A 12,171-nucleotide genomic window follows, 5' to 3' on the forward strand; every position below is an offset into this window, starting at 1 on the left:
CGACCAGTCTACCGGGCGCCCTGCGGCGGCCCGTCGGTCGGCCTGCTCGGCCCCCTGCGTGCGTTCGTGATGGTGGCGGATGCCCGGCGCGCGCCGAGCATCCGCTCATGCCCTACAGCCCTGCCCGCCGGCTCTCGCGACGCTCGCGCTGCGCGATCGGGTCGGGCAGCGGCACGGCCGCGATGAGGCGCTGCGTGTACGCCTCCTTCGGGCTGCGCAGGATCTCGTCGCGCGTGCCCTGCTCGACCAGGCGCCCGCGGTGCATGACGGCGATGCGGTGCGCGAGCATGTCGACGACGGCGAGGTCGTGGCTGATGAACAGGCACGCGAACTGCAGCTTCTGCTGCAGCTCCTGCAGCAGGTCGAGGAACCGGGCCTGCACCGAGACGTCGAGCGCGCTCGTCGGCTCGTCTGCGATGAGCAGCTCGGGCGCGAGCGAGAGGGCGCGGGCGATGCCGACGCGCTGGCGCTGACCGCCGGAGAGCTCGTGCGGGTAGCGGTTGCGGTAGCTCGTGGGCAGCTCGACCGAGGTCAGCAGCTCCTGCACGCGCTTGTCGAGCTCCTTGCCCTCCGCCTCGCCCGCGAGCAGCAGCGGCTCGCCGATGGACTCGCCGATGGGCATGCGGGGGTTGAGGCTCGAGCCCGGATCCTGGAAGACGATGCCGGCCTTCCGGCGCAGCGCCTTGAGCTCCTTCGTCGTGCCGGCCGAGATGTCGATGCCGGCCGAGATGAGCGTGCCGCTCTTGATTGGCAGCAGACCGACCGCGGCGCGGCCCAGCGTGGTCTTGCCGGAGCCCGACTCGCCCACGAGGCCGACGATCTCGCCCGGGTAGACGTCGAGGTTGATCTCGTCCGCGGCGCGGAAAGCCGGCACCCGACCGCGCTTGGGGTACTCGATCGCGACGTCCTGGAACGACAGCACGGGCGTCGCGGCCGTCGACGGCGCGGGGCGCGCGTCGCCCGCCTCGCTGACCTCGAGGCCAAGGTGCGGCACCGAGGCGAGCAGCGACTGCGTGTACGGATGCTGCGGGCGCTGGAAGATGTCGAGCGCCGCTCCCTGCTCCACGGCCTCGCCGTTCTTCATCACCATGATCGAATCGGCGAGGTCGGCGACCACGCCCATGTCGTGCGTGATGAGCACGATCGCGGAGTCGAGGCGCGTGCGCAGGCTGCGCAGCAGCTCGAGGATCTCGGCCTGCACGGTGACGTCGAGCGCCGTCGTCGGCTCGTCGGCGATGAGCAGCACTGGGTCGCACGAGATCGACTGGGCGATCATGGCGCGCTGGCGCTGGCCGCCGGAGAGCTGGTGCGGGTACTTGTTGAAGGCTGTCGCCGGGTCGGGCATCTCGACCTTCTCGAGCAGCTCGATCGCGCGCTCCTTCGCCTGCTTCGGCGTCATGTCGAAGTGCGTGCGCAGCGTCTCGACCATCTGGAACCCGATCGTGTACACGGGGTTCAGCGCCGTCATGGGCTCCTGGAAGATGACGGCGATCTGGTTGCCGCGCACCTTGCGCAGCTCGCGGTTGTCGAGGTTCGCGATCTCGCGGCCGAGCAGCTTGATCGAACCCGTGATGCGCGCGGTCGGCGGCAGGAGGCCGAGCAGCGCCATCGAGCTCGAGCTCTTGCCGGAGCCGGACTCGCCGACGATCGCGAGCACCTCGCCGCGCTTGACGCGGTAGTCGAGGCCGACCGCGGCCGGGTAGTACTCGCCGTCGACCCAGAAGTCCACGCCGAGGTTCTCGACCTCGAGCACGGTCTCGACAGCGGTGGGGGTGGTGGTGCTCACGGGAGGTCCTTCCCTGCGTTCGGCATGCGGCGGTCTGCGAAGCTGGCAGCATGCGCTTCCAGCCGGCTGTCTTCCGTCCGCTGTTCGGCCGCGTGCTGACCGTCGTCATGACGGTGCTCGCCGCGGCGGGTCTGATGGGGTTCGTCGTCACGGGCGACCTCGAGGGCCTCGTGCGCTACGGCTGGTGGCTGGGCCTCATGGCCTACGGCACCGCCGTGCTGTTCTGGCTGCCGCGCGTCGACGTGCGCGAGGAGGCCGTCGTCGTGCGGAACCCCTTCGTGACGTGGGAGCTGCCCTGGACGGGCATCCAGCTCATCGACACGAAGTGGGCGCTCACCCTGCGGGCGGGCGGCCGTCGCATCGAGGCCTGGGCGGCGCCGGCCGGCAGCCGCTGGACCCCGATGACGCTCGGTCGCGACGACCTGCGCGTGAGCGAGTCGGCCCACGTTGCCGGCTCGATCCGCCCCGGCGATGCGCTCAACACCGACAGCGGCGCCGCGGCGAACGTGATCCGCCGCCACTGGGAGCAGCTGCGCGACGACGGCCTGCTGCGCCCCGAGGCGCCCGAGGCGCAGCCCCGGCGCACGCTGCACGTCGTGGAGCTCTCGGTGCTCGGCGGCCTCGTGGCGCTGTGCGCCGCGAGCCTCGTGCTCTGAGGCGGCTCGAGCGAGCTCGAGCATCAGGCGTCACCTCGTGAGCCGTGCGTCGGCCGGTCGTCCTCGCGCCGGTCGGGCGCCCCTCCCGGCGTGACGTCGCCGTCGACCTGCGTGTCACCGCCGCGCGTGCCCACGAGTACCTCGGCACGAGCGAGGTCATTGCGGTTCGCCGTGGCCCTCGCGAGCGCGCGGGCGCTGGGCAGGCGCTTCTGGCGCGGGTCGAACGCGTCGCGCAGACCGTCGCCGATGAAGTTGATGCACAGCGCGATCGCGATGATGAACACGCCGGGCCACCAGAACAGCCACGGGCGCGTGGCGAAGGCGGCCTGGTTGTCGCTGATGATCTTGCCGAGCGAGGTGTCGGGCGACTGCACGCCGAACCCGAGGAAGCTCAGGGCCGTCTCGAGCAGGATCGCCGCGGCCATGAGCAGCGTCGCGTTGACGATGATGACGCCGATCGCGTTCGGAAGGACGTGCTTGAAGATGATGCGGCGGTTGCTCGCACCGGCGACGCGCGCGGCGTCGACGAACTCGCGCTCGCGCAGGCTCAGCACCTCGGCGCGCACGAGGCGCGCGAGACCCGTCCAGGCGAAGAGACCGAGCACGATGGCGAGGGCGAGCGCACCCTGGTTGCCCACGGCCTTGCCGACGACGGCGCCGACGACGATCACGGGGATCGTGATGATGATGTCGGTGAAGCGCATGAGCACCGAGTCGCGCCAGCCGCGGAAGAAGCCCGAGACCGCGCCGATGACCGTGCCGATCGAGACGGCGATGACGCCGACGACGACCATGATGACGATCGACTGCTGCGTGCCGCGCATGACGACCGCGAAGATGTCGCGACCGACCTCGTCCTGACCGAAGGGGTGATCGCCGAAGCGGATGCCCTCGCCGCCGAGGAACTCGGGCACGAGGCTGAGCGTCGGCGCGCCGCCGTTCTGCGGGTCGGGGATCTGCGTCCAGTTCCACTGCCACCAGCCCGGCGTGCGCACGTCGATGCCGAAGAAGCTGAAGCTCAGGCCGACCGACGAGAACGCCGTGATGATGATGAAGGCCAGGACGACCATGGAGACGAGGGCGCCGCGGTGGCGGAAGAACCGCCGGCGGACGATCTGCCCCTGGCTGAGGCCCTCGACCTCCTTCAGCTCGAGGTTGTTCTCGGCGTCGGTCACGCTGCCAGGCGTGTGATCCGGCTCGAAGGTGGGGTTGTTCGTCATCAGTTCACTCGGATTCGCGGGTCGAGGGCGGCGTAGACGAGGTCGGCGATCAGGTTGAAGAGGATCGCGAGCCCGCCGACGACGACGAAGAAGGCCATGACGGGGTTGGGGTCGACGTCTTCCAGACCGTTCTGGAACAGCTGCCCCATGCCGGTCCAGCCGAAGACGCGCTCGGTGATGACCGCGCCGCCGACGATGCCGCCGATGTCGAACGCGACGATCGTCGCGATCGGGATGAGGGCGTTGCGGAAGGCGTGGCGGACCACGACCGTGCGCTCGGAGAGGCCCTTGGCCCGCGCCGTGCGGATGTAGTCCTGGTTGAGCACCTCGAGCAGGCTCGCGCGCGAGTAGCGCGTGTAGGTCGCGAACGAGATGAGGATCAGCGCGAGGGTCGGCAGCAGCAGGTGCGTGTAGATGTCGACGCCCTCGACCCACAGCGAGCCCTCGAGGTTCGGGGTCGATGCGCCAATGGTCGCGATCGGGCGACCGCGGATGCGCCCCGAGCTCGCGTAGTCGTCCCACACCATCATGAAGCGGTCGAGTGCGATGACGAACGCCGTGGTGATGCCGGTGAAGATCGCGACGCGGATGACCGGGCCGCGGTCGACGCCGCCGGCGAACCAGCCGATGGCGCCGCTCACGATGGCGGTGAGCACGGCGAGCCCCAGCAGCATCCACCACTCGGTCACGTAGAACGACAGGCTGAACTGGAAGGGGTAGTAGAGCGCGATGCCGAGGCCCGCGACGATGAGGGCCGCGATGAGCGCGCGACGGTTCTTGAGCCCGGTGATGAGCGCCGTGAACCCGAAGGCCGCGCCGATGCCCATGATCGCGACGCCGCCGATCGTGAGCGCCGGGTAGCTGAACCAGTTGGTGAGGTTCATCACCGTCAGGATGCCGGCGGTCGCGGCGAGCGCGATCGCGAAGGTGATGGCCTTGCGCTTGGTCGACCCCGGGATGATCGAGGCCCACAGCGCACCGGAGACCAGGGCGATGATGGCGACGGCGACGAGCGGCAGCTGCGACTGGGATTGCAGGAAGTCGTTGAACCCGATGGCCACGAACTGCTTCAGCAGCACGGCGACCCAGAAGATCGGGAGGGAGAAGAACAGGAACGACACGAACGTGACCGAGTAGTCGTAGCCCGAGTACTGACGCAGGGCCGTCGTGATGCCGACGATCAGACCGAGAAAGATCGCGACGATCGTCGAGATGGTCACGAGCTGGAGGGTCGAGCCGAGCGCCTGCTCGAGCAGCGCGTTGACGCTGCGCCCCTCGATGGTGACGCCGAAGTCGCCGCGCAGGAGCGCGCCGAACCAGATGAAGTACCGCAGCGGCGGCGGCACGTCGAGATTGAGCAGTCGCGTGCGCGACTCGATGAGCTGCTCCTTGTTGGGAGCCGTGCTCTGACGGAGTTCCTCGAGGGGGTCACCCGACAGCGCCACGAGGTTGTACATGAGGTACGTCGCGGCGAGGAGGACGAAGACGGAGGCGATGAGTCGCCGAATAACGAATGTGGCCATCGGAAATGGCACCCTACCTAACTGAAGATCTGGACGCACTCAGCGGTGGGGCGCTGGAGCCGCTGTGCGGCGGCTCCAGCGCCCCGGGTGCTGAGTCAGCTGACTGACGTGATCAGCCCGAGAGAGCCTCGGACCTACTCGGTCTCAGTCGGCGTCCAGTCCCAGATGTTCCAGAAGATCGTCGGCGAGATCGGGCCGGGGCTGACGCCCTCGACGCGGTCGCTGTACGCCGTGATTCCGGGGAACTGGAAGATGGTCAGACCGTAGTAGTCGTCCATCAGCAGCTTGTCGATCTGCAGCTGGATGTCGATCTGCTCCTGCGGGTCGAGAGCCGTGTCGAGCTCCTCGAGCAGCGCGTCAACCTCGGGGTTCGAGTAGAAGTTGAGGTTGTTGATGCCGCCCGTGCGGAACGTGGCCGAGCTGTTGGTCACACCGAGGCTCGTCGACTGCCAGCCGAAGAACACCGCGTCGTAGGCACCGGGGGTGCCGAGGAGGCCACCCCACTGGTCGCTGCCGCAGTCGGTCACGTTGAAGCCGGCCTGGTTGGCCGACTCCTGGATGAGCGCGAACTCGTTCACGCGGCGAGGGTTGTTCGTCGCGTAGAGGATGCAGACCTCAGGGTTCGTGACGCCGGCCTCGGCGAGGAGCGCCTGAGCGCCCTCGATGTCGACCTCACCGAACTGCTCGGCCATGCCGTTGTTCTCGACGGTCTCGTCGTAGCCGGGCGCACCGGGCACGAAGAGCTGCGAGTTGCGCACCTCGGCCTCGGGGTTGAGCGGCTTGATGAGCGTGTCGACGATCTGCTGGCGCGGGATGGTCTTCAGGAAGGCCTCGCGCACGAGCGGGTCGTTGAAGGTGCCGCTCTTCGACTGGTCGAACTGCAGGTCGATGTGCTCGTAGGTGCCCTCGATGCCGTTCAGGACGGTGATGCCGTCGAGCTCGGCGAGCGCGTCGGCCACGTCGGCGGTCGCCTGGGGGCTGATCACGTCGACCTCGCCGTTCGCGAGCGCCTGGACGGCCGCGAGCGGGTCGGTGATGAAGCGGACGGTGACCTCTTCGATCTGCGGGGTGTTGGCGCCCACGTAGTTCGGGTTGGCCTCGAGGGTGATGTACTGGTCGGCCACGAAGTCGGTGATCTGGTACGGGCCGTTGACGACGAGCAGGTTCGCGTCCTCCTCAGCCGGCATCTCGGTGAAGTTCCAGTCCGAGTTCCAGACCGACGAGATCGCGGCGAGGGCCTCCTGGTCCTCGTTCTGGATGGCCTCGACGAGCGCGTCCTTGGCCTCCTGCGCGTCCTCGATGCCGAGCGCGCGCTGCGCGACGACGTGCGCCGGCAGGCCCACGCCGAAGACGAGCTCCCAGTCGACGAAGATGTTGTCGTACTCGAGGGTGATGGTGCCGTCCTCGATCTCGGGCGTCTGCGAGACGTTCTCGAGGCCCCCGCCGAGCGCGCCGTCGAAGTAGACGACGTCCGTCGGGTAGTCGTCGGTGAACTCACCGGTCTCGGGGTCGGTGAACTCGCTCGGGTCGAACTCGGGGGTGTTCAGCACGCCCGAGTTGGCGGCCCACGCGAGCAGCATGTCGGCCTCGTCGACGGGCACCTCGTCCGACCACTGCACGCCATCGGCGATCGTGTACTCGACGACCAGCGGGTCCTCCGAGACGACCTCGTAGGTGCCGAACGACTCGTCCTGCTGCAGCTCGGGCGTGTTGTCGTAGTAGTTGAACGCACCGCTCGTCATGTAGACGATGTTCGCGTTCGCCGTGGCGTTACCGAACGAGGTGTTGCTGTTGTACGAGTAGAACGGCTGGTTCCACGCGACCGTGATCGAGCTGCCTTCGACGACCTCGGACTCCTGCTGCGGTGCAGCGCAGGCCGAGAGGACGAGAGCGCTCGCCGCGATCGTGGCCGCACCCGCTGCCCCGATTCTGCTGATTCGCAATTTTCCTCCTGTGCAAGATGGACGCGCGGCGGCACGGATGGGCGCGCCGTCACGCCTGTTGGCTATGACCCTAGAGAGGGGCACAGCGCCAGGCCAAACCCTAAGCGCATTCGTTACACACCGGTAACGACATTCGAGCAATCCTGTGCACGAGTACGGATCATTGCGTCACCCGGCCCTCACCAAGCACGATCGTTGCGTCGACCGCGCGGGAGTGGCGCGACTGCGCGCTTCCGCGAGGCGTCAGTCGAGCATCCGTCGCCTTCGGGTTTGTCGGGGTGCGCCAATGAGCGGCGGCGTTCGGGCACGTGCGCTCCCCCGATCGCACAACGTCGCTCGTCCGCGCGCAGGGTGCGACGAGGTTCGCGCGGGATACTGGCGCCGTGACCTCGACGCCCTCCGACGATCGCGCGCCGGGCCTCCCCTCGCGCCGTCGGCTGCGGGCGGAGATCCTGCTCGTGCTCGGGCTCTCGCTCGGCGCGAGCGCGGTCTACTCGATCGTCGCGATCGCCGAGCGCGTCACGCGCGACGTGCCGCTGGCCCAGCAGACCGCGACCATCAACCGGCCGCGAGCGGAGCGCGAGGTCTTCGACCTCATCTACCAGCTGCTCGGGGTCTTCTTCGACCTCGTGCCCGTCGCGCTCGTGGCCTTCCTGCTCTGGAGCACCGCGCGACCCCACCTGCAGCGGCTCGGCATCGACGGCTCGCGGCCGTGGCGCGACACGCGCGACGGGCTCGGGCTCGCCCTGCTGATCGGCGTGCCGGGCCTCGGCGTGTACCTGCTCGGGCGCGAGCTCGGTCTCACCGTCACCGTCGTGCCCACGGCGCTCGACACCTACTGGTGGACGGTGCCCGTGCTGCTGCTCGCCGCCGTGCGCGCCGGCGTCACCGAGGAGGTCATCGCCGTCGGCTACCTGTTCGCCCGGCTGCGCGACCTGCGCTGGAGCCCGTGGGCGATCATCCTCACGAGCGCGCTCCTGCGGGCGACGTATCACCTCTACCAGGGGTTCGGGGCCTTCATCGGCAACTTCGTGATGGGCATCGTGTTCGGCTGGATCTACACCCGCACGGGCCGCGTGCTGCCGCTCGTCATCGGCCACACGGTCATCGACGCTGTGATCTTCGTGGGATACCCCTGGGCGGCGAGCGCGTTCCCGGAACTTCTCGGGTTGCCCGCCTAACCTCACGGCATGCCTCAGCCCGAGATCGGTCAGCTCGCGCCCGACTTCACCCTGCCCGGCGTCACGCTCGAGGGCACGGATGCCCAGCACCGGCTCTTCTCGCTGCGCGAGCACCGCGGCTCGCCCCTCGTGCTCGCGTTCTACCCCGCCGATGCCTCGCCCGGCTGCACGGCGCAGCTGTGCAACTACCAGAGCGAGCTCGCTGGCTTCGAGGCGCTCGGCGCCGAGGTCTGGGCGATCAGCCGCCAGTCGACGGCCTCGCACGAGTCGTTCGCCCGGCGCTCGAAGCTCGCGTTCCCGCTGCTCGCCGACGAGCGCGGCGACGTCGTCGACGCCTACGGGGTGTCGCTGTTCGGCGTCGGCGTGCGCCGCTCGGTGTTCGTGCTCGACGCCGAGGGGGTCGTGCGCTGGAAGCACGTGGCGCTCGTCGGCATGACGTACCAGAGCGCTGCGACGATCCAGGAGCAGCTCGCGCTGCTGCCCGGGGCGCGCGGGCTCGGCGGAGCATCCGCCGCTTCGTAGCCCGCGCGCCCGCGGTCAGCGCGCCGTCAGGCGAACGCTTCGATCGGCAAGCACGAGCAGACGAGGTTGCGGTCGCCGTACGCCTGGTCGACGCGGCGCACCGGCGGCCAGTACTTGTCGGCGCGCGTCGCCCCGAAGCCTCCGGAGCCGTCAGCGCCGTCGGCGACGAGCGACGCCGGGTACACGGCGAGCTCGCGCGAGTACGGGTGCTGCCACTCGCCGGCGATGACGCTCTCGGCCGTGTGCGGCGCGTTCACGAGCGGGTTGTCGTCAGCGGGCCACTCCCCCGCGGCGACGCGGTCAGCCTCGAGGCGGATGGCGATCATGGCCTGGATGAACCGCTCGAGCTCGGCCAGGTCTTCCGACTCAGTCGGCTCGACCATGAGCGTGCCCGCGACCGGGAACGACATGGTCGGGGCGTGGAAGCCGTAATCCATGAGGCGCTTCGCGACGTCGTCGTTGCCGATGCCCGTCGCCTCCTTCAGCGGGCGCAGGTCGAGGATGCACTCGTGCGCGACGAGCCCGTTCTCGCCCGCGTACAGCACCGGGTAGTGCTCGCGCAGCCGCAGCGCGACGTAGTTCGCGGCGAGCACGGCGTTGGCCGTCGCCTCCGTCAGCCCCTCGGCGCCCATCATGCGCGCGTAGGCCCACGAGATCGGCAGGATGCTCGCCGAGCCGTAGGGCGCCGCCGAGACGGGCGCGCCGCGGTGCTCGACCGTTCCCACGCCGCCGGTCGTCATGTCGAACGGCGGGTGCTGATGCATCTGCGCGAGCGGGTGCCCTGGCAGGAACTCGGCCAGGTGCGCCTTCGCCGCGACCGGCCCGACGCCGGGACCGCCGCCGCCGTGCGGGATGCAGAAGGTCTTGTGCAGGTTGAGGTGGCTGACGTCGCCGCCGATGTCGCCGTAGCGGGCGTAGCCGAGCAGCGCATTGAGGTTGGCGCCGTCGATGTACACCTGCCCGCCGGCCTCGTGCACGGCCGCGGTGACCGCCATGACGTCGTGCTCGTACACACCGTGGGTGGAGGGGTAGGTGATCATGAGGGCCGCGAGCTCGTCGCGGTGCTGCTCGATCTTCGCGCGCAGGTCGGCGAGGTCGACGTCACCGGTCTCGGTCGTGCCGACGACGACGACGCGCATGCCGGCGAGCACGGCACTCGCGGCGTTGGTGCCGTGCGCGCTCGACGGGATCAGGCACACCGTGCGGTGATCGTCACCGCGCGAGCGGTGGTAACCGCGAATGGCCAGCAGGCCCGCGAGCTCGCCTTGCGAGCCGGCGTTGGGCTGCAGCGAGACGGCGTCGTAGCCGGTGAGCTCGGCGAGCCACGTCTCGAGCATGCCGATGAGCACGAGCGAGCCCTGCACATCCTCGAGCGGCGCGAAGGGGTGCAGGCTCGAGAACTCGGGCCACGTCACGGCCGCCATCTCGGTCGCCGCGTTGAGCTTCATCGTGCACGACCCGAGCGGGATCATGCCGCGGTCGAGCGCGTAGTCGCGGTCGGCAAGGCGCTTCAGGTAGCGCATCATCGCGGTCTCGCTGCGGTGCGTGTGGAACACCGGGTGCGTCATGAACTCGGATGCCCGCCGCAGGTCGCCGGGGATCGCCGACGCGGTCGCGGCGTCGGCCTGCGATCGCGGCGCGGGCGCCTCGAAGACGGAGGCGAGGCGCTCGATCGTGCGGGCATCCGTCGTCTCGTCGACCGAGATGCGCAGCGCGTCGTCGCTCTCGACCCACACCAGCAGGTCGTCGGCGGCGGCACGCGCCGCGATCGCGCGGGCGCGGCCGGGAGCGCGCACCTCGAGCGTGTCGAAGTAGGCGTCGTGGGCGAGCTCGACTCCGGCGCCGCGCAGCGCCTCGGCGAGCGCCGTGGCCCGGCCGTGCACGCGGTCAGCGATGCGGCGCAGGCCGTCGGGCCCGTGGTAGACGCCGAACATCGACGCCATGACGGCGAGCAGCACCTGCGCGGTGCAGATGTTCGAGGTCGCCTTGTCGCGGCGGATGTGCTGCTCGCGCGTCTGCAGGGTCAGGCGGTAGGCGGGGCGGCCGTCCGCGTCGCGGGAGACGCCGACGAGGCGACCGGGCATCGAGCGCTCGAGGCCCTCGCGCACGGCGAGGTAGCCGGCGTGCGGTCCGCCGAAGCCCATGGGCACGCCGAAGCGCTGGGTGGTGCCGACGGCGACGTCGGCGCCGAGCTCGCCGGGGCTCGTGATGAGGGTGAGCGCGAGCAGGTCGGCGGCGACGATCGCGAGGCCGCCGTGCTCCTTGACGCGGGCGATGACCGCCGAGGGATCCCAGATGCGGCCCGAGGCGGCCGGGTACTGCACGAAGACGCCGAACGCCTCGGGCAGGTCGGCCGGGTCGGTGTCGGCGAGCGGCAGGTACTGCAGCTCGAGGCCGACCGCTTCGGCCCGGCCGTCGAGCACGGCGCGCGTCTGGGCGAAGACGTCGCTGTCGACCAGGAAGAGGTTCGAGTCGCTCTTCGACACGCGGCGCGCCAGCAGCATGCCCTCGACGACGGCGGTCGCCTCGTCGAGCATCGAGGCGTTCGCCGTGTGCAGCCCCGTGAGGTCGCTCACCATGGTCTGGAAGTTCAGCAGCGCCTCCAGTCGGCCCTGCGAGATCTCCGGCTGGTACGGCGTGTAGGCCGTGTACCAGCTCGGGTTCTCGAGGACGTTCCGCTGGATCACGGCGGGCGTGATCGTGCCGTAGTAGCCCTGGCCGATGAGGCTGACGCGCACGCGGTTCTCGGCCGCGATGGCGCGCAGCTCGGCGAGCGCCTCGGCCTCGGTCGCGGGGTGGGGCAGGCTGCGCAGCGGGGCGGTCTGGCGGATCGCGGAGGGGACCGCCGCATCCATAAGGTCGTCGAGCGAGGCGTAGCCGAGCGCGTCGAGCATGAGCTGCCGCGCGTCGGAGTCGATGCCGATGTGGCGGGCGCTGAAATCGAGAGACATGGGTGTCGCGGGCTCCTACTGGCCGATGAGGGCGCGGTACTCGTCGGCGCTCAGCAGCGCCGGGGTCTCGCTGACGCGCACCTTGACGAGCCAGCCGTCGCCGTACGGGTCGGCGTTGATGGTCTCGGGGGCGTCGACGACGGCCTGGTTGGCCTCGACTACCTCGCCGTCGAGCGGCGCGTACAGCTCGCCGACCGACTTCGTCGACTCGACCTCGCCGACGATCGAGCCCGAGCTGACGCTCGCGCCCACCTTCGGCAGGTCGACGTAGACGACGTCACCGAGGGCGTCGGCCGCGTACTGCGTGATGCCCACGGTGGCGACGTCGCCCTCGAGGCGCACCCACTCGTGCTCGGCGGTGTACTGCAGGTCGGCGGGAACGCTCATGA

Annotated in this window: 9 protein-coding genes; 3 read left to right on the forward strand and 6 right to left on the reverse strand. The window is 69.9% G+C overall.

The genetic code is table 11. The features are described 5' to 3' along the window. Window positions 1-112: 112 nt before the first annotated feature. Window positions 113-1,786, reverse strand: a complete 1,674-nt coding sequence (locus ID804_RS11080) for a dipeptide ABC transporter ATP-binding protein (protein WP_169080085.1) — start codon at window positions 1,784-1,786, stop codon at window positions 113-115. A 50-nt stretch (window positions 1,787-1,836) separates the two neighbouring features. Between ID804_RS11080 and ID804_RS11085 the strand changes: the two genes are divergently transcribed. Next, window positions 1,837-2,442: a PH domain-containing protein gene (locus ID804_RS11085; protein ID WP_169080087.1), complete on the forward strand. Its 606-nt coding sequence runs from the start codon at window positions 1,837-1,839 to the stop codon at window positions 2,440-2,442. 23 nt (window positions 2,443-2,465) lie between these two features. On the opposite strand, the gene ID804_RS11090 is transcribed toward ID804_RS11085, so the two are convergent. The 3 genes from ID804_RS11090 to ID804_RS11100 form a co-directional block, all read right to left on the reverse strand. Next, window positions 2,466-3,662 carry an ABC transporter permease gene (locus ID804_RS11090; RefSeq protein WP_169080089.1) on the reverse strand — a complete coding sequence of 399 codons (1,197 nt, stop codon included), beginning with the start codon at window positions 3,660-3,662 and terminating at the stop codon, window positions 2,466-2,468. Next, entirely contained in the window at window positions 3,662-5,185 is a 1,524-nt protein-coding gene (locus ID804_RS11095; RefSeq protein ID WP_169080091.1) for an ABC transporter permease, read from the reverse strand. Before ID804_RS11095 ends, ID804_RS11090 begins: the two co-directional genes overlap by 1 nt. A gap of 134 nt (window positions 5,186-5,319) precedes the next feature. After that, window positions 5,320-7,128, reverse strand: coding sequence for an ABC transporter family substrate-binding protein (locus ID804_RS11100; protein ID WP_211161225.1), 1,809 nt, complete (start codon window positions 7,126-7,128; stop codon window positions 5,320-5,322). 383 nt (window positions 7,129-7,511) lie between these two features. Here ID804_RS11100 and ID804_RS11105 point away from each other — a divergent pair, with 383 nt between their 5' ends. After that, complete coding sequence (locus ID804_RS11105; RefSeq protein ID WP_169080093.1) at window positions 7,512-8,309, forward strand: CPBP family intramembrane glutamic endopeptidase; 798 nt, start codon at window positions 7,512-7,514, stop codon at window positions 8,307-8,309. A gap of 9 nt (window positions 8,310-8,318) precedes the next feature. Continuing rightward, window positions 8,319-8,831 carry a peroxiredoxin gene (locus tag ID804_RS11110; RefSeq protein ID WP_169080095.1) on the forward strand — a complete coding sequence of 171 codons (513 nt, stop codon included), beginning with the start codon at window positions 8,319-8,321 and terminating at the stop codon, window positions 8,829-8,831. Window positions 8,832-8,857: 26 nt separating this feature from the next. Here the strand turns inward: ID804_RS11110 and gcvP are convergent, their stop codons facing one another. Further along, window positions 8,858-11,782 carry an aminomethyl-transferring glycine dehydrogenase gene (gcvP, locus tag ID804_RS11115; protein WP_169080097.1) on the reverse strand — a complete coding sequence of 975 codons (2,925 nt, stop codon included), beginning with the start codon at window positions 11,780-11,782 and terminating at the stop codon, window positions 8,858-8,860. 15 nt (window positions 11,783-11,797) lie between these two features. Next, window positions 11,798-12,169, reverse strand: coding sequence for a glycine cleavage system protein GcvH (gcvH, locus tag ID804_RS11120; protein WP_169080099.1), 372 nt, complete (start codon window positions 12,167-12,169; stop codon window positions 11,798-11,800). Window positions 12,170-12,171: the final 2 nt, after the last annotated feature.

The organism is Microcella alkalica, from assembly GCF_014595885.1.
Classification (GTDB): Bacteria; Actinomycetota; Actinomycetes; order Actinomycetales; family Microbacteriaceae; genus Microcella; species Microcella alkaliphila_B.